The organism is Thalassoglobus neptunius, from assembly GCF_007859735.1.
In the GTDB taxonomy this organism is placed as follows: domain Bacteria; phylum Planctomycetota; class Planctomycetia; order Planctomycetales; family Planctomycetaceae; genus Thalassoglobus; species Thalassoglobus neptunius.
Genome location: NZ_SIHI01000001.1, coordinates 2,747,111 through 2,768,048, shown reverse-complemented (window position 1 = coordinate 2,768,048; position 20,938 = coordinate 2,747,111). Strand labels below are relative to the sequence as shown.

24 protein-coding genes are annotated in these 20,938 nt (G+C 53.6%); all 24 read left to right on the top strand.

Translation table 11 applies throughout. The features are described from left to right. Positions 1–21 precede the first annotated feature (21 nt). The 24 genes from KOR42_RS10940 (at position 22) to KOR42_RS10825 (ending at position 20,935) form a co-directional block, all read left to right on the top strand. Positions 22–780 (top strand): PEP-CTERM sorting domain-containing protein, encoded by a 759-nt coding sequence (locus KOR42_RS10940; RefSeq protein ID WP_146509633.1) that lies wholly within the window; start codon positions 22–24, stop codon positions 778–780. A gap of 182 nt (positions 781–962) precedes the next feature. Further along, the gene (locus KOR42_RS10935) at positions 963–1,223 is read left to right on the top strand and encodes a hypothetical protein (RefSeq protein ID WP_146509631.1); all 261 of its coding nucleotides are present in this window, start codon (positions 963–965) and stop codon (positions 1,221–1,223) included. Between the two features lie 87 nt (positions 1,224–1,310). Next, positions 1,311–1,667 (top strand): hypothetical protein, encoded by a 357-nt coding sequence (locus KOR42_RS10930; protein ID WP_146510077.1) that lies wholly within the window; start codon positions 1,311–1,313, stop codon positions 1,665–1,667. Between the two features lie 13 nt (positions 1,668–1,680). Continuing rightward, positions 1,681–1,971, top strand: coding sequence for a hypothetical protein (locus KOR42_RS10925; RefSeq protein ID WP_146509629.1), 291 nt, complete (start codon positions 1,681–1,683; stop codon positions 1,969–1,971). A 132-nt stretch (positions 1,972–2,103) separates the two neighbouring features. Further along, positions 2,104–3,276 carry a DNA polymerase III subunit beta gene (dnaN, locus tag KOR42_RS10920; protein ID WP_146509627.1) on the top strand — a complete coding sequence of 391 codons (1,173 nt, stop codon included), beginning with the start codon at positions 2,104–2,106 and terminating at the stop codon, positions 3,274–3,276. Positions 3,277–3,417: 141 nt separating this feature from the next. After that, entirely contained in the window at positions 3,418–3,603 is a 186-nt protein-coding gene (locus KOR42_RS10915; protein ID WP_146509625.1) for a hypothetical protein, read from the top strand. Between the two features lie 134 nt (positions 3,604–3,737). After that, positions 3,738–4,520 (top strand): hypothetical protein, encoded by a 783-nt coding sequence (locus tag KOR42_RS10910; RefSeq protein ID WP_146509623.1) that lies wholly within the window; start codon positions 3,738–3,740, stop codon positions 4,518–4,520. 101 nt (positions 4,521–4,621) lie between these two features. Continuing rightward, the gene (locus KOR42_RS10905; protein WP_146509621.1) at positions 4,622–4,810 is read left to right on the top strand and encodes a hypothetical protein; all 189 of its coding nucleotides are present in this window, start codon (positions 4,622–4,624) and stop codon (positions 4,808–4,810) included. Between the two features lie 122 nt (positions 4,811–4,932). Then, positions 4,933–5,274, top strand: coding sequence for a hypothetical protein (locus KOR42_RS10900; protein WP_146509619.1), 342 nt, complete (start codon positions 4,933–4,935; stop codon positions 5,272–5,274). A 47-nt stretch (positions 5,275–5,321) separates the two neighbouring features. After that, a complete protein-coding gene (locus KOR42_RS10895) occupies positions 5,322–5,663 on the top strand; it encodes a hypothetical protein (RefSeq protein WP_146509617.1) in 342 nt (113 codons plus the stop codon). Then, on the top strand, positions 5,660–6,079 hold the full coding sequence (locus tag KOR42_RS10890; protein WP_146509616.1) for a hypothetical protein: 420 nt from the start codon (positions 5,660–5,662) through the stop codon (positions 6,077–6,079). The genes KOR42_RS10895 and KOR42_RS10890 overlap by 4 nt, the downstream gene beginning before the upstream one ends. Continuing rightward, the gene (locus KOR42_RS10885) at positions 6,076–6,864 is read left to right on the top strand and encodes a hypothetical protein (RefSeq protein ID WP_146509614.1); all 789 of its coding nucleotides are present in this window, start codon (positions 6,076–6,078) and stop codon (positions 6,862–6,864) included. The genes KOR42_RS10890 and KOR42_RS10885 overlap by 4 nt, the downstream gene beginning before the upstream one ends. Positions 6,865–6,880: 16 nt before the next feature. Continuing rightward, positions 6,881–8,014 carry a trypsin-like peptidase domain-containing protein gene (locus tag KOR42_RS10880; protein ID WP_146509612.1) on the top strand — a complete coding sequence of 378 codons (1,134 nt, stop codon included), beginning with the start codon at positions 6,881–6,883 and terminating at the stop codon, positions 8,012–8,014. Beyond that, positions 8,011–8,637, top strand: coding sequence for a hypothetical protein (locus tag KOR42_RS10875; protein WP_146509610.1), 627 nt, complete (start codon positions 8,011–8,013; stop codon positions 8,635–8,637). The genes KOR42_RS10880 and KOR42_RS10875 overlap by 4 nt, the downstream gene beginning before the upstream one ends. After that, positions 8,630–9,148, top strand: coding sequence for a hypothetical protein (locus KOR42_RS10870; RefSeq protein WP_146509608.1), 519 nt, complete (start codon positions 8,630–8,632; stop codon positions 9,146–9,148). Before KOR42_RS10875 ends, KOR42_RS10870 begins: the two co-directional genes overlap by 8 nt. Then, positions 9,148–9,663 (top strand): hypothetical protein, encoded by a 516-nt coding sequence (locus tag KOR42_RS10865; RefSeq protein WP_146509606.1) that lies wholly within the window; start codon positions 9,148–9,150, stop codon positions 9,661–9,663. Before KOR42_RS10870 ends, KOR42_RS10865 begins: the two co-directional genes overlap by 1 nt. A gap of 16 nt (positions 9,664–9,679) precedes the next feature. Then, positions 9,680–14,311 carry a hypothetical protein gene (locus tag KOR42_RS10860; protein ID WP_146509604.1) on the top strand — a complete coding sequence of 1,544 codons (4,632 nt, stop codon included), beginning with the start codon at positions 9,680–9,682 and terminating at the stop codon, positions 14,309–14,311. Continuing rightward, a complete protein-coding gene (locus tag KOR42_RS10855; protein WP_146509602.1) occupies positions 14,280–14,654 on the top strand; it encodes a hypothetical protein in 375 nt (124 codons plus the stop codon). The genes KOR42_RS10860 and KOR42_RS10855 overlap by 32 nt, the downstream gene beginning before the upstream one ends. 172 nt (positions 14,655–14,826) lie before the next feature. Beyond that, the gene (locus KOR42_RS10850; RefSeq protein ID WP_146509600.1) at positions 14,827–16,494 is read left to right on the top strand and encodes a phage portal protein; all 1,668 of its coding nucleotides are present in this window, start codon (positions 14,827–14,829) and stop codon (positions 16,492–16,494) included. Further along, positions 16,491–17,750, top strand: coding sequence for a hypothetical protein (locus KOR42_RS10845; protein ID WP_146509598.1), 1,260 nt, complete (start codon positions 16,491–16,493; stop codon positions 17,748–17,750). Before KOR42_RS10850 ends, KOR42_RS10845 begins: the two co-directional genes overlap by 4 nt. A gap of 72 nt (positions 17,751–17,822) precedes the next feature. After that, entirely contained in the window at positions 17,823–18,533 is a 711-nt protein-coding gene (locus KOR42_RS10840) for a hypothetical protein (RefSeq protein ID WP_146509596.1), read from the top strand. 100 nt (positions 18,534–18,633) lie between these two features. Then, positions 18,634–19,809 (top strand): phage major capsid protein, encoded by a 1,176-nt coding sequence (locus KOR42_RS10835; protein ID WP_146509594.1) that lies wholly within the window; start codon positions 18,634–18,636, stop codon positions 19,807–19,809. A gap of 105 nt (positions 19,810–19,914) precedes the next feature. Beyond that, positions 19,915–20,595 (top strand): hypothetical protein, encoded by a 681-nt coding sequence (locus tag KOR42_RS10830; protein WP_146509592.1) that lies wholly within the window; start codon positions 19,915–19,917, stop codon positions 20,593–20,595. A gap of 58 nt (positions 20,596–20,653) precedes the next feature. Continuing rightward, a complete protein-coding gene (locus tag KOR42_RS10825; protein WP_146509590.1) occupies positions 20,654–20,935 on the top strand; it encodes a hypothetical protein in 282 nt (93 codons plus the stop codon). The last annotated feature ends 3 nt before the right edge of the window (positions 20,936–20,938 follow it).

Genomic DNA, 20,938 nt, shown 5'->3' with positions numbered 1-20,938 from the left:
ACCACTGTTGAGGGGAATGCTATGGGTAGATGGAAGTCGGGAGTGCTGTGTTTCGTTGCGGTTCTCGGTTTCGGTGCGAATTCCGCGATGGCGGGATTCCAGATGCTTGATGAGGTTGTTCAGTCGGCCGCCGTTCACGATTTTGGATTCACTGGGGTTGTGGACACTCTCAATACTCCAGCGAATGACGGAACTGACCACACGACGACGCAAACGCGAGACTCGGATTCAGCGACTGTCGTCGGGAACTTTGCTGAAGACGCGGGCGGAGTGATCACATATCAGTGGGACTTTTCTGTCACGCGAGGGACAAGCGGAGAGTACGTCGAAGCTTTCATCGACGCTGTCACGATGCCTGCAACTGGACGTGGAACTTGGACACTCGAAGTTGAGTTCAACTGGGGGGCGATCGTTTCACCAGGTCGTGTCCAGAGTGGTTCGGCGATTGTGAATTTCTTCAAAGACCCGCTGAGCGGACCATCCAGTCAGTTGCTGAATGAGTTTTTTGCTCCAAATGGTGATCCGAATTTGCCGCCCGGAGATCCGTCAACGAGCGCCATGTGGAATGGGGTTGTCGAAGTCGGAGACGTCTGGAATCTCGAAGTGTACATGGACAATCACCCGAACGATTTCCCGGAGTTCCTTTATCCGTCAACAGCGACAGGAACGGCCATTTGGACGTTCACACCGTATTTCAATCCCGTTCCAGAACCGTCATCGATGGCACTGCTCGGAATGGGGCTGATCGGGGCAATCGGGCTCAAGAGACGTAAGTCGTAACGAGCGATTCATTCACAAGAGAATTCGAGCCACTCTGGAGATTCTGGGGTGGCTTTTTTGTTTCGTAATTCCGCCGACATTGGATTGAACATGATTGACACTTCGTAAAAGTGCCGATAGAATAACTGAGTCGAGTGAACGACAACGCACACCGATAGCGGATATCGGCAGGAGATCTGACAGTGGCCAGTCTGCACACGAAATACAGCGTCTCGCTGAATTCAATGGTTCAATTCTCGCGACAGATTCGTAGGCTTACGGATCACGACATGGAAGCTTTCGAACGATTCGTCAAGTGGCTGGACGGTGAACCCGTCGCGATGACTACAGAAGAGATCAAAAAGCTGGAGTACATTCTGGGTGGTGAGCATCGTGAGCTTGATGAAGCGTTCACCGCGTGGCAGCTAGAAGGTATCTCGCGAGAGGTTGCTGAAGTCGCTTAATCTTGCGTTCCGGTCAATTCGACCAAGGCTGATCCGGTGCCGATCCGGATGGGAGGAAGTTCTGTGAAAGATGGACGTTCTGTTGTTATGGCTGTAGTGCTTGTCGGTGTCTTCGTGTTCGCATTGGTGCTTACGTGGATGTTTGCGATGCCACAGTACCGAGTCTGGGCTGCTGGATTGGAAGGGGAGGCACTACTGCGGCGTGCCGAACACGAAAAACAGATCCAGATTGAGCAAGCCAAGGCTGAAGTGGAAGCCGCGAAGTTGCGAGCGGAAGCCATTCAGACAGTCGGAGAAGTGGCTCAGAAGTATCCGGAATACAGGCATCAGGAATTTATTGGTGCGTTCGCTGAAGCACTCCAGAACGGGACGATCGATCAGATTATTTATATCCCAACTGAGGCTGGCATTCCGATCACTGAAGCCGGTTCGTTGAATCGATAGGGGTGGTAGAACAATGGACTTTCTGGAATATCCGTTTGTCAATCTGGCACTGACATTCTTGCTCGGAGGTGTCGGTACAACTTTGATCTTGGTAGCGATCTCGCTGCTCATCGGTTTCATGGACCCGGTTGTTGATCTGGCTTGGTGGATCAAGTCGTTCCTGTTCGGCGATGAGGATTATCACCGATGGGATAGCCTTGGACAGATCGGCGTGTATTTGAGATTGCTGGGTGGTCGCTTGTTTCTGATGACACTCTGTCTCGCAGGTGTGATTGTCTCAGTGGGACTAATCGGCCTTCTTTAATCAACAAATCCCACGGAGGGGAATCATGTTTCGCTTTCTATCGCTTTCTCTGTTAGTGACCGGGTGTTTGCTCGTGTGGAGTGGAGCCGTGTTGCTACTTCTGTCCTGCACTCTGGGGAAGGGGGCACTCTTATGAAGTTTCTCGTCTCAAAAGACACGTTTCTGGATCACTTGCAACGAGCGGCGGCCGTGTCGCCCAAGTCAACTTCGCAAGAGGTTCTTAAGTACGTCAAGGTGACCGCATCACCGGACGGGCTGACGTTTCTGGGCAATAACAACGAAGTCGCGTTCCTCAGTCGACTCACTGAGGACGATGGTCCGCTGGAGGTGATGGCACCAGGTGAAGCACTATTGAATGAGCGTGTCATTCGCCTGTGTCGTGAACTTGCCGACGAATCGATTGAAGTCTCTTTGGAAGATGGCCAATTGCGAATCCAGGGGGATGGAAACAGTTGGCAGCTCCAGACGCAAGACACGGCGGAATTCCCATCGTTGAAGCAAATTGAGAGTGATCCGGTAATCGTTGGCGGTGGGGGATTGGCGAAGGCGATCACGCGGACAGTGTTTGCGTGTGATGTTCAATCGACTCGATATGCGTTGGGCGGAGTGCTGTTTGAACTGAAAGGTGACTTTCTGCACTTGGCGGCAACGGATTCACGGCGGCTGTCTCACCATGTGCTTAGGGTGCAAGTGAAGCAAGGCGTGAAGGACACCGATCTGATTGCAGATCAAACGGTGGTTCCTGCATTGGCATTGCGGAATGCTTTGGCTCTGTGCAGTGCTGACGAAGTGGAGATTCGGCAGGATGCGTCCGCGATTCAGTTCAGTTCTGCTGGCGGGACGCTGTGGTGTCGCCTCGTGGAAGGTCGATTCCCTGCGTTTCGGGACGTGATTCCGAATGACTACGAAATGTGTGTTCGGGCCGTAGCTGGTCCATTGGCTCGCGCAATTCGTCAGGCCAAAGTTGTCGATCAAAAGGAATCGACCGGCAGTGACTTTCACATTGAAGACGGTGTGATCCACATCGACCAGGTTGGGCAGGACATCGGTAAGTCCAAGATTCATCTGCCTGTGGAAACTCACAAAATGCCGGACTCTGTCCACGGAGACGGGGAGGGCGGTGGAACTTTGATTGCGAACAAACCGTCGATGCTCGTTCGAATTGAGGGTGCGTACATTCTGGATCTTTGCAAGACGCTGGACGCGACAGCCTTGATTGAATGGACGTGCATGGGGAGCAACATGGCTCAAAAGTTCGAATGCGACGGAACGACGTATGTCGTGATGCCGTTGTCTCAAGAGTGAATGAATTCTCGATATATTTCGTAAATCCGACGAAACCACTCCGATTCAATGATCCTGTGTCGGCACATTGACGTTGAACTAATAGAGTGGCAACTAACGTCCACAACCCAACTCCGGGGAGTCGGAGAGAGGATTTCCGAAATGTTCAACCGTCAACGAATCAACCAGATCAACATCCTTTCAGCAGGAGTCACTTTCTGTGCGACATCGACTGCACGCATCGTCAGTGAGGGATCGGCACTCTACACGGCTGCGATGGTCGTCGCTGTTGTGGCCGTAACCATGTGTGTCGCTTCGACCGTTGCTGGAATCGTGGACTGCAAATAAGCAGTTCGGTTGCGGAGGTCTGATTCAGAATTGACGAATTTCGGGGTAACCCGGATGATGGCGGTGTGATCTCTCTGTGCAGGACGAGAACATGCCGCTTTTTTTATGAACCCGTGCCGAGGGGATCGGAAAGAATGGACGTCTCGCGCCGAACCGAGATTGAAGATCGGTTTCTGAAGGACATGCGGAAACTGAACACTCGCCAGCGAGAAGAGTTGATTCTTCTCTTGGGCAATCCGCCTGATCCAAGAAACGTGCCGAGTAGCTTCTGGAGACGTGTTGAGGAAGAACACCGCAATATGCTGGTGTTGATGCTGCTCATGCTGTCCACGGAAAGCGGGATGAAGTTTGGTCTGGGAGAGATCCCCGCAAGAGCAAAAGCAACTGGTTGGGCCAACCTGCAAGCCTCAAAGGTGGCGCGGAAGTACACAGAGAACTCGCAGGCTCGCCTGATGACAGGTCTGGACAAGATCTACCGCAACCGCCTGGAAAAGTTTGGAGACGGATTTACGCCGTCTGGACGGAATCGGGTTGCTCCCACTCAGAAGGATGTCAGAGAGCTTGTCACGGACATTTTCGGGGAGACGCGACGCTTCGACACGATTTCCACGGAAGGGACGCGTGCGATCACCCACGGGACTGAGACGGCGGCCGTACAAGTGGGCTTTGCACACGAGAAAGACCGTTGGAAGATTCGACCATGGAGAACGTCTACTGGAACTTGCAAGAGGTGTAAGCGACTGGACGGGAAGTTGCGGTCTCAATGGGGAGTGATTGATCCGGACGCTGTGAACGGACCGCCAATTCATCCGCATTGTGCATGCATTATCGTCTATCACTTGATTGAGACAGGACAGGTCAGTCCTTCGAGTGTGCCGGAGATTCCAGCGACGTTCGGAACGCAACTGACACCGTAAGAACTCGTATGGACGATTTTTGAGAGTCATGCGTATTGTACGTTTCGTGCGAAGGTTCTTTAGTTGCAGTTGAGTCTTGTTTTTCCTACGGAGAAATCGAAATGGCGAACGAAGGCGGTGGCCGCGCGGCAGGCGTGACAATGCCGCTTCAGGAAGGGGAGTCACTTGACGTGGTTCTCCACATTAAGCCGAAGACGACCAGTCACCGGCGATGCACCTTGGTGGTTCGTGATCCGAATCATGTGATTGACGATGTTCAATTTGATCGTCTGAAAAGAACTCAAACGTAACATTCATGAACAGTGCCTGAGTTGAGGCACATCGAAAATACAATCGCCCACGGCGGTCAGGCTCAATTGAGAGTCCGGCCGCCTTTTTTATTGCGCAACACTCAAACGGGAGCCAGACGGACATGGCAGTTGACTACAAGAACGATGCGGAATTCGCTTTGGCCTGGTCATCCAGAATCAATAAGCGAATTGATGTTGCCGGTATGAGCGAAGAGCGGGAGGGGAAACTTCTCAATGTCGCTTGTGCGTTCATCACTCCGATGATTCCGGGGAAAGTTCGGGAAGTTGTCTGTGACGTCTCGGACGGGATCAGTGACGAAGACATCTCCAAGTACAAGGCGGAACTCAAAGAGAGTGCGAAGTCTCTGAATCTTCCTTTCTCTGACTTTGTGGTGCCGTTGGCTGTCGACACGTTGTTCGACTACGCGGCGAAGGGCTTGCAACTCATCTTCGACGAAGAGTGATCTTCTGTGCGTGTCTCGTTTGACCGCATGAATCAAGGGGAATCGTGATGGAATTCGAAGGTGTCTCTGTGAGTCCAGAACTCTGGAAGCTGATTCAGTCTGGTGGACTGATTGCTGTGGCTGTGGCGATTCTCTGGCCACGGATCGGACAGGCTCTGGAGTTCGTCAAGAGTCGTGCCTCTGGTCTGATGGAGTCGCGAAAGACGCCTGATTCGTGGGCGAGATCGGATGTCGACGTGCTTTCTGAAGTCTCTCGCATCATCCAGATTCGAGTGGAAGATGAAGATGGACGCGTGCATACGATCCGTATGAAAGACGCGAAAGCACTGGATCTCTATCACCAGTTGGAGAGCAACTACTCAGGGCACGTTCTGGAGGATGACGAATGATCCGTGATCTTCTGGGTGTTTTGCTGTTGCTCTTTGGACTTTCCGGGTTGTGGGGATGGTCTCCGAATCTCATTGACGGGATTACGGAGACGCCTGCACCGTTTCAGTCAGACGCTCTGTCAGTGCTGGTTGTCGAAGACGTCTCTCAAAGAACGGTTCTCGATCGAGGGCATCTGAACCTGATTCTCGGAGTGCCGCTTCGTGAGTGGTGCAATGAGAACGGCGTGGAACTGAAGGTCTGGGATGACGACGTCGACGCCTCGCGGGCTGATCCGAAGTGGACTGTTGGTCTGAACGCTGCGAGGGATTCAGTCCCTTGGCTGTATGTCAGCGACCACGGTGAGCGGGGGTTCAGTGGTCCATTGCCGAAGTCATGGGACGAAACGCGGGCAATTCTGGAAGGATTCGTGCAATGACGTGGGGAGACGTTGAGCAAAGCTCAGTTGTGACAGACGGCAACTGGCATCGGTTTGTGACAGGCCGCCGGAAGACGGGATACGTCGAACGCGACTGGGCGCAAGATCCATGCGGTGGCACAGGCTACGCGGCTCCGTTCTCAATGCCGTTGATTCCGGAAGATGAATGGATCGACCGGATTCGTGAGCGAAAGGCGAATCGCTCTCGGCTGGTTGATCTGATGGAGATGGCAAAACTCAAGCCGTACCATCAGAGTTCAACTCCGTTGTGCTGGGCAAACGGCACAACGTTCATGGCTCAAATAAAGCAGATCATTTTCGATGAGCAGAAGAAAGTTCTGTTGTCTTCTGGAAGTGTGGCTGCACTGGCAACTGGCTACAGGCTTCGTGGTGGTTGGGGCATGGAAGCGATCAAGGTGCTTCATGACTTTGGAGCAGCGAGGCAGGCAATCTGGCCAGCAAACAGTGTTGATCGGCGGTATGACACCAAGTCGTCTCGCGATGATCGGCTGAACAATCAGGCCGATCAATGGTGGGATCTGCAACCGCGAAACTTTGGTCAGTTGGTGACTTGTCTATTGTCCGGGTTGCCGGTTTCAGTGGCGTACAACTGGCAACGGCACCTGGTCTGTGCGATTGACGCGGTGGAGATGCAAGACGGTTCAGTCGGGATCTTGACGGCGAACTCTGGTCTGGCGAGAGACCGAAACGGATTCACGATCTACTCAGGACGACATGCTGTGCCTGATGAAGCGATTTCTTTGATGGCCATCACTGCGGCATAACGGCAGGAGCAAAACGATGCGAGACATGGGAACCCTGTTGCTGATTGGGGTGCTGTTGTGTTCACTCATTACGGATCGCAACAGTGGAGTCTTGGAAGCTGACTCGAAAGACGTGACACACGCTCACTCTGATGCGGAATCGGAGTACGCTGGTCCGGTTGCGGAAACCGGTCTTTATGATGCTGAAAGTGAACCGGAAGCCTTCGAGCAGGAGGCTCCGGCTGCACTCTCGGTGGAGTCCTTTGTCTATCGCATTTATGCCGATCAAGGGGCTGGAACGAGACGCTATCAATGTTCAGCGGTGTCTCTGGGAAATGGCCAGTTCGCGACCGTCGCGCATCTGGTTCAGCGACTTGGCAATCGATACCGAGTTCTGATTGAACATGATGGCAAGGAATACGCCGGACGGTTTCAATCGATTCGAGGGGCTGACCTGGCTTTGGTGACAGTTGAGGGGCTTGACGTTCCCGGTTTGGAGATCGCAGAACCGAGCTACTTCGACTCTGTAACGGCATATGGGCTGACAACTCTGACGCTGATGCGGGGACTCGTGACAGAGAGTCAGGCACGCACCGATGGGCTCACCGAATTCATTCTTCAGTTGCTTCCTGAAGAGATAGGGACGCGACCGGGAGACTCTGGCGGGGCCGTTGTGAATGACGATGGACAGTTGATCGGGGTGTTGACCGAGCATTTGTCTTCAGACGCTCGCAAGGCGTACTTCGCTGCTGTGTCGCGACTCAAAACACTCGTGAAAGAAACAGAAGCACCTGAGTCCAGCGAGGCTGTTTCAGGGCGTACGTTGGAGTCGCTCATCCCGTCAGAAGGCGGGGCGGTTGTGATCTTCAGTACGACGTGGTGTGGTCCCTGTCAGGCGTACAAGCTGTCCACTGGGTATGAACAGATTCCGGGCGTGATTGCGATGGACGCAGAGCAGGAATCTGCTTTGTGGTCAGAAGCGGTCAGTCGTTTCAACTCGAACACTGTCCCCATGACGATCTACCGAGACTCCAGCGGAACGCTGCGGCACGTGAGCGATGTCCAGACGAAGGCTTGGCTCAATGCTCGAATTTCTGGTGAGCAGTTACATGCCGCCGTCACCTCCTATTACAGATCGGCGCCCCAGCGATCTTGGAGGTGGCGGCGATGATTACTACCAAGTTCAATTTTCCCAACGCAAAACGCCCAATGGAACTCATTCGGGCGTTTCTCGCTACAGGTGAGATGCAGTTGACCGAGACGTTCGGATTGAAGGTGCACGGTGACCCAGTACCGGAGATTCGAGTCGAAGAGGACAGGATTCAAGTCTCCTGGAAGAGCAAGGCCGAGATTACCGCTCGATTTTGGCCAGACCCTGATATTCAAAGGATCGATATTTGGTCTGGTCACGCGGAGATCCACTTGGTGATGGGAGCTTCCATCGTGGTGCGATGGGACGAATCAGAATCCAAGTCGTCTTCCGTGAGTGGCGATCGATTGGGTGCTTCTGCTGTTGGTCGCTTTGCTTTCTCTCAGGAGTCAGTGAGCGAAGAAGACAGAGTGCGGAGAGTGCTGTCTGGCAGCCTGCTGTTCTATACCGCGCCGGAGGGACGGCAGAGACGCAAGGGTTGGAGCAAACGACGTTGCCTGCGAGCGATGCAAGCCGATTCAGGATACGAAGCGATTCCGCCGATCTTGATGGCGATTCTGTACCGAGCGGTGTGGGCAGTGATCAAAGAGATGGCTCAAATGCTCTTTGAAGCGTTGAATGGAGGCTTAAACGTTGATGAGTGATTCCGAGAAAGAGAGCTTTCTGAAACGTGCGAAGCGGCAGGTGAAGACGGTTGTCTTGACGTTGGCTGTTGCTGGAACCATTGCAGGTGCAGAGAAAGCAGGCGTACTGCCCAAGGGACAAGATCCACCACATGCTGGCGCCAGTGAAGTACAATGGTCCAAGTGGCTCTGCACAGAAGTCTGTCGACTGGATGCAGAAGTTCATGCCGAGTATCGACTCCCGAATGGGAAGCGGGTGGATATCTATGATCCAGCGGCTGAGATTTGCTGGGAAGTCGAATGGTGTGCGAAAGCGGACGCGGCATTCGGTCAGGCGGCAAGGTACGCACAGCAGACAGGAACAACAGCGGGCGTCTGGCTTCTCAAAGAGTCAGAAGACGATGAAGCGTACTTGGAGGCAATTCTTTCTTTGGATTATTTCGAGAAGCACGGTGTCAGGATTCCGTGCCGCGTCACGAAGGTCTTGGATGGGACCACTCTCACAATTCGAACCGCCAGGAAAGTGGAGTAATGGATCACACTGTCTCGATACAAGAGGTTCTGAATCACCTTCAATCGACCACGTCCGGGCGCGATGATGCGTTCTGGCTGCTCTTCTATGTGATGGTGTTCGGAATTGTCTGGACCGGTCTTGTCTTTTGGGCACTGTGGAAGGGGTCGCAATCGATCTTCTCAGCGTGGGGCAAATTGCAGGACGACGCGATGGTGAAGCACAAGGAACTCCAGGAGTCCGCGATGTCTCGCACACAGGATATCGCGACACACTTCGAAGAAACGATCGGAGTGATGGGACGGGAGTGTCACCAGTCTCACCAGCAACTCTTTCAGAGGATGATGGAAACGACTGATCGACATTCGATGGAAATCAAGCAGGCTCTTGACAACAACACGATCGCACTTGAGCGGAACAACACACAGCTTGCCGAGAGTGGCGCCACAATCCATGAAGCACGGGCTGAATTGCTGCGACTTCGGGAATCTCGGATGTCCGATCTCAATGACAGCGGACAAAGTGAATCCAGATAATGGAGTGATTCGATCCATGAAGCTCAAGCTCTTCGGATTCCTGTTCGCAATTCTTTCGATGTGCGGTCCTGCGCATGCTGCGAATCTCTATACGGACTCGTTCGACACCACGGTTCGGTATCTGATTGATGCGTGGGACGTCACAGTTCCAGCGGGGAATTACTACTGGAACTCTGGAGTTGACACGACACCGTGGGTAAACCTGCATCCGTCTGGGGACGGGTTCGGGATGGACGTTCACCAAGGTGTCCAAAAGCTGAGAGGTCTGGACGCCAATGGAGAGGCGATCATCGACATGAATACCTCGAATTTGGAGATCGAATTCACTTCGAGATTCCAGTATTCGAGTTCTGAGGTGCTCGTGTGGATTCGTTCCAATTCAGACCGAACGGATGCGATCGGAGTCTATTTTGATCAAGTCGATGATGAGTTTTACCTGGTAGACGAAACAAAGACAGCGATCGCTGGCCAAGACGTCGTTTCTTTGACTATCGACACGACGAGCACATACACCATTCGAATCACAGTGGACTCGAATGATGAAATTAAAGTCTACGTTGATGATGACCTGAAGAAGACTTACAGCGACAGCACAGCGAACACTGGAACCTACATTGGATTCGCACTTCCGGGGGTAAACTCACTCATCGACGATCTGGTTGTTGATGAGTTCGACGCGACTCCGACTTACGAGTACGGTGTGGCGAGCGTGACGACGTCAACGGATATCGAGGTGAGCCTTCCGAGAACACTGCTCGATGCCCCTGTTGTTTCAGGCCAATACACGTTTGTCGCGTGGGCGCAGATTGACGACGTTGCTGGTGACGGACCGCAAGCCATTGCCACGGAAGACGGGACTCTCGGAGGAAGCACCAAGGTGATCCTTGGCGTCGAAGCAGATGGGAATACATACGGGCATGCTGGTCATACGACTTCGTCAATCTGGACGAACTCTCAGGTTGCTGTCGATGATACTTGGCATATGTTTTACCGATCGGGGATGGATGTCGGTGAAGTCGGGCGGACATGGTCCGCGATGGATGACAGCGGAAACATCTCACAGGGGACACCTCAAACGACGACGCCCACAGGTCGAATCAAGTTTGGTGGCTTCAATGGCAAACTGGCGGCGATCGCGGTCTACGACACCTACCACTCTGCGACGACTTCTGAGTTCTACGATGGCGGGTCGGGTGGCGTCGGAAAGGGGTTGGATACATACGCCGAACCAATCGCAATCTTCCTGTTTGATACGGCGTCAGGGCAATTGGTCGATCCGATGGGGAATGCGACCATCCATACAGCAACCGGGTACACGGTGCTCGATGAGGAACCGCCATTCGAGCAACCTGCTTTCTCGAAAGACATCAAGGTCTCGATTTACGGAGTGGAAGTTGCCAACGGAGGAACGATCACTGTTCCGTCGACGGTTCCGCTTGGAAGCAATCCAGACATGCCGGTCAAGATCGAGTCGGACGTGAGCAACTCGACAATGGGGCTGACTGTCTCCAACATCGAGGTGACTGGGGATCTTGCGTGGGATCGATCGTCAGCGTTTTCGTCAGACTCGATGGCGAATGGTGGCCATGGAATCTACCGTTTCCGACTGACTCCGAACAGCGAAGGGGCGAGATCAGGAACCGTCACGATCACGTCAGATTCGGACGAAGATGCGACCTATTCGTTCGACGTGGACTTCACCGTGGCAGACGTGACGGGAGTCAGTGAACCGACTCTCGACATGACGGGAGCGTCGACACAGACTTTGCCGACGTTTGAAGCGAGAACAGCCAAGAGACCAACCTGCCGCTGGGTCGGTTCGGAATTCTGTCAGGTTGTGAAAGATGATGAGGATTATTGGGCGGGTGTCGCCTGTTATGCCCACGGAGGCATTCGACAGGTCGAATTCATGTTGCGGGACAAATCGAGCGGGAACGGCAACACGGTCACAGTCACAACTCCCACGGTGAGAACAGTGGGAGTGAATGCAGATGGAACGACGCGGTATCAGCTCGCCTACTGGTGCGAGATCCCAGCAAGTCTTCCGGCAGGAGTCTACGATGTCGCTGCGACAGTCACCGCCAACGATCCGAACTTCCAGACGCTCTCAAGTGTGGCGATCAATGGTGTCGACCTGACGTCTGATCCATGGTGGGAACCGATCCACCTTCACAAGCTCTCTTCCACACCGACGACGTACTACGTAGACGGGGATGTTGTCTCCAGTGGTGACGGATCTTCAGGAAGTCCGTTCAAAACGATCGATGAAGGGTTCACGGCCTGTGGGGTGAATGGTGGGATCGTCAAACTGATGGCGGGAACGCAGATTTTTGATACGGGTGGCGCAGCGGTTGAGAATACAGCGGGAATCTTGCTGGAACTCGATGACGGAGTCACGAACGACGATATCACCTACACAACAGACGGTTCGAACTACCCGGAAACCACCGGACCCTACGCCGATTTCGATGTCTGGCGACTGCAAATTAAAGGGCTGCGGTTCGATTATAAGATTGCAATTCCTGGGCGTGGGGGGCTCTGTTACCACACATTCACAGAATGTGAGTTTTACCATTCCGACGGTTTGTTTCCGATTGGTTCAGACGGGCAACCGCTTCAGGCGTCGATTCAGTTGAGTCCGTTCACTTACGGAACGGAACTCTGCTATTGGCATGAGGTCTATGACGGCATCATTGCGGCAAACTCGACTCACGATTCGATGCTGGAATCGGTTCGTGATGGGGCTGCAACACGCCAGATGATTGGCACACGAGTCCAAGCGTGTCAGCCAGACCTGTATATCACAGGTTATGAGTCGATTCAGATTCAGTACACAGGCGGCGATGCAACCGCCAGTGTGGAGAAGTTCGGTTCAGGGGGCGCGTCAGGGTATACCGATCAAGATTCCGATCCGATGGTTGAAGACTGGCAACCGGACGGAGGGATCATCCTCAAGTCATCGGGATCGGCAGATTTAACACTGGTCTTTCTCCGTGGGACTCCGGATTCGAAGCCAGCCGAAGGATACGACGAAGCGATCACGATCGACGAAGTTGTCGACTGGGTGAATGATCAGACCGACTGGACAGCCACTGCCACGTACGCAGCCAACAAGCCTGCGGACTTGGGGGGCTATCTGGGAGCAAGATTTGTGACTGCCGAGAACGCTTCGGGGTCTGGAGCGTTCACCTGGGCTGATGCGAAGACATCCCCGATTTCAGTTTGGACTCGCTTCGACGCTCACTGCGATGCGATGGCTCAATGGTTCGCTCATGTGGACGGATCTGTCAGTACAGCCCCTCAATACAACTACATGATGCTGGATTGTGTCTATCAGCACAATCTTCCCAATGGATCGACGAACACGTCCGATCTTCAGCACCTGCTGATTCAGGGGATTGCGGGCGGGCTTTACGATTCGTGCATGGTGAACAATGCCTGGTTAAATCTGCCGAATGCGTCTCAGGCGGGGGCGTTTAATCTCGACACGCACAATTTCAACTACGTTGGCAATACGTGCGTTGGAGGTCAGAGGGTCTACTGGAAATACACGCTTGCAGATTCAACTTCTGACGATGTCTGGATGGCGAATGTCTGGCAGGCGTTTGATCCTGCGTCCGAGGACTCAGGCGGGGACATCGTCAAGAACGGCGAAAGATATCTCGCGTTCAACATCCAGGAGGACGGGGATTTTGAAAGTGGGTTGTTTGCCGCGACGAACTACACGACGGCCGATCTCAAGATCGGCTCTGACGGGATGCCTGCATCAGATTCTCCGGCGTTAGAGAAACTGCCAGCCGGGCTGGTCTACCGAACACATCGACCACGTCCAGACGGAAGCGGGTATGACGAGTTTCTGAGAGATGGCACCGATGCGATCGGTGCGTTCGAGTATTCTTCCGGAAGCAACACAGCACCGAGCCTGGACTTCACGCAGTCATTGACGGAGATCTCCGAGAACGCTTCGACGGCCAGCCGGATCGAAGTGGGGACCATTACGATTTTTGACGACGGAGAAGGGACGAACACACTTAGCTTGACGGGCACTGATGCGTCGATGTTCGAGATTGAATCGAACACGCTCTACATCAGTGCCGACGAAACGCTGGACTATGATTCGAACCCATCGTTGACAGTCACAATCAACGTGGACGACTCGTCAGTCGGGTCAACTCCGGACGATACCTACGACGTGACGGTGACTGTTCTGGAATACGTCAACACTGCTCCAACAATCGAATTCGCTCAGGCGGTTGGCACGGTTTCTGAGGGGATGGAATTCGACACCCGGTTCTATATCGGGGCGGTGACTATCACCGATGACGGAGAGGGCACGAACACGCTGTCTCTGACGGGAGACGACGCCGACGACTTCGAACTTGTCGGAAACGATCTCTACATTCGGGCGGAGACGTCTCTCGATTTCGACACGAATCCGGTCTTGAACGTCACGATCAACGTCGACGATAGCAGTGTAGGGAGCACTCCAGATGACACTGTCGACGTGACGGTGAATGTCTTGGCGGTCAACCCAGACGGAAGGCGTTTGCGGAATCTGTTGCTTCGATTCGGAGCGATTGACTGGGACTCTCTTAGAAAACGAAAGGAAATCGCTCATGAAAAACGCGAATACGTACTTGCTCCTTAGTGTTGGCTTCGTTCTGGTTGCGTTGCATTGGCCAGTGACGGCAGACATCACACTGCGGTTTGAAGCGGTGAAGGAGGTCACCGTGTCAACAACTGCGGGCGATTGCACAGAGTTTGATCCTGGCCGCTCATTTCGAGTGCTCTGCTCAAACGGTGGGGTCAGTGTGACGGTTCAGGAGTATGATCCATTGAATGACGTTTGGGTGGACTGCGAAGACATCAGCGCAGTGGCCATCTCCAACAATTCGAGCAAAGAGATTGTCGGGACGTTCTCCAGTCAAAGGTGTCGATTGAAATTGACCACGGGGAGCGACACAACAGTCACGGTCGTCTCGGCGGAGTAAAAACTATTGACACGTTTTTGAAGACTCGCGCACAATCAGTTAGGGATAATTCCAGATCGCTGCAACTCTTGTTGATCTGAGCAAGAACACAACTGTCTACGACGGTCACTCATTACGAGAGGCCGTCTTTTTTTGTTGAGAACATCTGCCCACGGCAGTCACGCAATTCTGTGTGACTGCCTTTTTTATTGGCCGGACCGAAGTGACTCTACACAGCCATCAAGATGCCATTCTTGAGAAACGCGACCAACTTCGGGAAGCGTTGGGAGGGGGCGGTGCGGTCACAGATCCTTTGGACTATCTGACACCAACATGGGGTGGTGTCGATTGGCGAGGTGAGTCTTCCGGATGGGGACGGGCTTCCACAAACCTGATGTATCAAGGGGGCGATTTCCGTCCGTTCTGGTACACATGGATGATGCACTCGATTCACAGAGAAGAGTGCCGGATGGTAGCGACGGTCGCTTCCATGGCGTCTGCTGTGAAGGATCGTCTGGAAGACTACGTCATTGCCGGGGGCTTCTCTTATGAGGTGAAGTCGAAAGAGCGTGGCAATCGTCGCTATGACGCTTTGATCGATCAGCTTCAAGCGGACATGGAAGAATTCATGGACCGCAACGGCTGGGCTGAAGGCGGTCTGGAAAGTGACCTGCACAACGGTTCGCGGGAGGACGGCGAAGCATTCTTGGCATTGAGTCCGGGAAAGCACGGTGTCGATGCGAGGATCATTGAGCCGGAATACTGCTGTGAAGGTGAGCATGTTGGTCGTGACGTTGATAACAAGTTGGGGCTGAAGGGAACGTCGTGGCGATACGGTGTCCAGAATTTGGAATCGGACGTCACAAAGCCGTTGGGCTATCTTGTGGACTGGAGTGAGTCGCAGACCGACTACCAGTATTTCATGGCGGAGAACGCTGCGAAAGCAAGGTTTCACCATGTCGCGATGGCGCACCACATCAAGCGGAATGTGCGGCAGCCAGTGAAGAGGGGCATGTCGGACTTCTTCAACGTGGCGCCTCAGATTGTGCAGGATGCGAAGCTCATTCGAAACATGGTCCACGGGGCATCGAATCAGGCCGCGATCGCGTGGATTGAGAAGTATGTCGAAGCGTCTCAGCAACAAATGGCTGTTGAGGTTGGAAAGCTCGCTGACCACAAACGGAACATGAAATCGTCTGGCGGCGGTCTTCGGGAGGAATCAGGCCGGACGGTTCGACCAGGAACAGTGCTCTCGGTTACGAAGGGAAAGGACTACGTGCCCGGTCCGATGGGGTCAGATCGGAATGCTGGCTTTGAAATCGTTTCATCCCTAGCGGCTCGGCGCATTGGTGCGAAGTGGGCGATGCCGGAGTTCATGATTTCCGGCGATGCGTCAAACAACAACCTGGCGTCTGCACAAGTCGCCGAAGGCCCGTTCACGCGGGCAAGGGAAAAGGATCAGCGGTTCTACTCGAAGCACTTTCGAGAAATCCTCTGGAAGATGTTCGACATCTACTGCGCTCAGGGGCGGTATCAACGGTACGGCATCGATTCCGAGAAGGGATTGTCTCAACTGAAGCAGATCGTCCTGATTGATATCGAGACTCCCGAAGTTGCTCAAAGAGACCGCAAGGAAGACGCGGAAGCCAAAGAGATCATGCACGACTCTGGAGTCTTGTCAGCGGATACATGGGCGCGTCAGGCGGAACTCGACCCAGACATCGAAGACGAGAATCTTCGCACTGAGGGCAAGCAACTGGGTGTGGCGAGTCCCCTAACGGAGCGTGAGCAGCACGTAGCTCAGTACGCACAGAAGACGATGTGGGACTTTTGGGATCAACAGGCAAAGGACTACCCATGACACAGCGAGTGCAGATGCGACTGTTCGAATCTACGGACGTGATGGATGCGAAACGCACCAGCTTTCTGGAGTCAGTTTCGGGTTTGACCAGTGACAAGGTGGATCGTGAAGCCGGAGTGATTCGACACGTGAAGATTCTTGGCAAGGAAAGCAAGAACAATCGCACGTACACGGAAAACGCTCGTAAACAGGCGGTGCAACTCTATGAAGGTTGCTCGGTTCGGTTTGATCACAAGCCGGGGGAACTCAATCGTCCGTTCGTGGATGACATCGGTGTGCTGACTGGAATCTACGAAAAAGACGAGGCGGTCTACGCCAAGGAATTTCAAGTGATCAAGTCGCACCCATTTGCTGACTTGGTTTTCGAGACTGCGGAGCGGTTTCCGCACAAAGGCGGGTTTTCTCACGACGCAGATGGTCTCGTCGAGATGAGGTCCGATGGTGGGATGGACGTTGTGGAATTGTACGAAGTCAAGTCGGTGGACTTGGTCGCCAATCCTGCAACGAACAAGTCCCTTTTTGAGAGTGTTGAGACTCCAGAGAAAAAGGAGCAACGCAAGATGAGGAAACTGACGATCCGCGAAGCGATTCAGAAGGCTCCCAAGAGCACTCCCGGTCGAAAGCGATTGCAGGAGATGGCAGACGGGGACGAAGACGTTCTCGAAATGGAAATGGAAGTTGCCGACGAAGCAACTCCCGTCATGGAGATGGATAGTTCGTTGCTGGCCATGCTTCAAGCAATCCTTGGCAATGGTGAGATGGACCCTGACTCCAAGATCAACGCGATTCTGGAGATGCTCGGAAAGTTGCAGGGGGCGACTCCAGCGACTGAAGAGGAGATCATCGATCCCGCTGCTGAAGAAGCCAGTCCAGAGCCTGAGAAATTGCCGGAAGAGCAGGGCACGGATGAACTGACGAAGATGACAGAAGCGGTTGCAAAGATGATCGCTCCAGTGGTTGCGAGTCAGAAGAATCTACAAGAGCAGGTCTCGCAGTTCTTGAACGCAGACAAAGAAAAGAAACGTCTGTCGGTGATTGAACAAGAGCTTCGCGATGCAGGTGTCAAAGTCACCGAAGCGACTCTGGAGATCGCGAAAGGACTCGGAGACAAAGCTCGCGATGCGTATATCCAGCAACTCCGAGAGTCGCAGGAAAGCAGCGTGTTCATTGCACCGCGAAGTTCTGGTGCCTCGGATTCGAACGAGTATGGCGTGGATGCAATGGCCAAGCGGCTGTTGGAGAGCGTTAAGTCCTGATGTGAGTCTCTTCTGAGAGATGGCATCACAACCTGTGACCTGAGTTGCATCACAAATAAGGGAGATTCACTGATGGAAGGATTGACACTGCCGGACTCATTCACTGCCCGGCGACTGACGAAGTTGTACGAGGAAGATTTCTCTAAGTTCAACGCGGACCACTATGACACAGACGGGACGGTTGCCGCACCAGATTCTGCTGATGGTGGTGTGAGCATTGCGACTGCTGCCACGGACAACGATCCAGCATTCTTGGCCCTCAAACCTGAATTGTTCAAGTTCGTCGATGGAAAGCCGTTTCTGTTTGAATCGTGCATTTCCTTCACAGATGCGAACAGCAATGACGACGCCTTGGCGATTGGACTTGTGGACGGCAACGCCGCTGGTCTGATTGCAGATGGTGGCGCCGCATTGCGTGCAGGCAACATCGATGGATGTTTGTTCGTGAAGTACAAGGATCAGAGCTACTGGACCGTGGTTACTTCTCGCGGCGCTGCTGGTGTTCGACAGAGTGATGCTCTGATTGAATCCAACAAGAACAACCTTGCCGGAGCGGTGCAGACTGCGAATGGAGCTAACAAGGTGGTTCTGGGCATTCACGGATTCTCGCGTGGTGCGTACTTCGACGTGGCTTACACGATCAATGGTGTTGTGGTGTGCAAGCACTTCAACGTGGACATCGCGAGCGCCACGGAAATGCAGCCAACTCTGTACCACAAAGCAGGGTCAACGAACATTCAAACTTTGTACGCCTTTTGGCAACAGGGTGCCCAGAAGCGGTAGTAGCGATCGGCTTCGGCCGATCTGAGAAACGGTGTTGCGGCCCGGAGACCGCATTTTGTGATTCAGGCAATTCGTCAGCCGATGGCGATAGGAGAGTAACATGAAGAGCTTCACGTTGGCCCGTGACTTGCGAAACCTGCACAGGCAAGCACTCCGGGAAAACCGCATAGACAAGTTCAACGACACCGTCGATGCGCTTGCCAAGTCTAAGGATCTGAATCCTCGGTCGATTCAGGTCAATCACCTGTTCGAAGCGATCGTTCCAGATGGCCGAGAGCTTCTGGAGTCGTTCAATCCTTTCCAGAAGGGTGGGATGCAATATGGCATGCCCTTGTTGGAAGGCCCACACGCTGTGGGGTTGTCGTCGTTTACCCGTATCACGGGTTCGATGATTTACAACCACGTCATGGAGCAGTGGAACAACCCTGCGTTCATTGGCGATCAGCTTGTGACGAATCTTCCAAGTAACCTTCAGGAAGAAGTGATCCCCGGTGTTTCGGACGTTGGTGATGTGGCTGAGATCGTTCCGGAACATGGAGAGTATCCATCTGCTGGAATGACTGACTACGAAGTCAAGCTGCCTCGTCCAGAGAAGCGTGGTTTCGAGTTGGCACTGACCAAGGAACTGGTGTTCCTGGATCGTCTGGGCGAAGTCTTGACTCGCGCCAGCAACTTCACGCAGTCACTTCGCTTGAACAAAGAGAAGCGCATCATCGATGCGGTGTTCGGGATTACCAACACGTACAAGCGGAACGATCTTGCAGAGAACACCTACACTTCTTCGGGTGTGGTGAACACCAAGACGTCGAATGCTTTGCAGGACTGGCGGTCTGTGGAAGCAGCAGAACTTCTGTTTGCATCCATGACTGACCCTGACACCGGTGAACTGATCGACGTGATGCCGAACACGATTGTCGTTCCTACGGCTCTCAAACACACGGCTCGCTACATCCTGAGTTCGACTCACATCGAGGAAGCGAGCGGGACTCACTCTGGTGATACGGCCCGGACAACGACTCGCTCAGCTTCAACGCTGGATGACTACAGCGTCTTGAGCAGCCCGTTGATCAAACAGCGTACATCGAGTGACAGCACTTGGCTGATCGGTGATCCGAAGAACTCGTTCGTGTACGTCGAACACTGGCCGATTTCCGGTGAGGAGTCACCTCCAGGTCCGGATCTGTTCCGACTAGACATCGTTGGTCTCTGGAAGTATTCGGAGCGTGGTGTGGTCGGTGTCACCGAGAAACGACGCATGGTGAAAAATACTCAGTAATCCTGAGTCACCGTCTGATGCGGATTTTGAGAGCGATTGATCAGACGGGGTGGTGTGACTGCCCCGTCTGTTTTTCTTGGACCCTTTCTTGGGGAGTGGTGAGTGATGAAATTTCCTGAATATGCAGAACAGCACAATTTGGACGTCGAAGCAGTGAAGGCGGCGATTGTGGAATTGGGGGACTCCGTTCATCCCAACCACAATCTGAAAAACATTGCAGCCTTGGACGCCAAGTTCAACGTGAAGACTCCGGGCGTCAAAGCAGACTCGGCAGAACCCGTCTCCAGCGATTCGAGCGGTGACGCGGAGCCGAAAACTCCTGAAGCTCCACAATCTGACCCAATGGCTCAGAAGTTGGCGGAGCTCGAAAAGGCGAATGCTGAACTTCAAGGCAAGCTGGCTTCTGCTGAAGAAGAGAAGCGTGCCGTTCAGCAGGCGAATCGTCCTGAAGTGACGGAAGCTGATCCACGGATCAATCCGAAGCAAGCGGAACGCGAAGCGGCTGAGCGGAAGAAGATGTTTGAAGTGACTGGTGAGATTCTGGGATCTCCGGAAACAGTCGTTCAAACCGATGCGAAGTACGGGACGACCGTCAGCAACAAGAAACTGTTCCGGATCAAAGTATACGGAAACGGTTCGCGCATCACTCCGGGCGAGTATCTCGCATACGGCTTCGATGAAGCGGAAGCGATTTCCGAGATCGTGGCCAGTGCGAAGTGTCCACCGAGTATGGCCGCTGCGTCTCGGTTCATGTCTCTGGGTGTGGTGGAAGAAGTTCCAGCCTAGTTTGCTGCGAGCGGTCTGACGGATTTTGTAGTTGCTCGAATTCTCCGGGAGTTGATCAATGGCGGCACCACAATGGGTTTTGGATCTTCGGGTTCGGCGTGATGAAATCACGACCGAACTGAGGGCGATCGACAACAACGCGAGTCGATCAAATCCTGGTTCCGGTCCAGACGCTTCCGGGGAAGGAGCCATCGCGTTCCATCAATACAAAATGGGTCTTTACGAAGAGCTTGATCGCATTGATGAGCGCTTGAGAAAGGCCGAAGAGACCATTCAGGCAGAGCAGAACCTGGATGGGACAATTGGACCGTTCGAGATCGAGACACAGGTCTTTTCGTAGGAG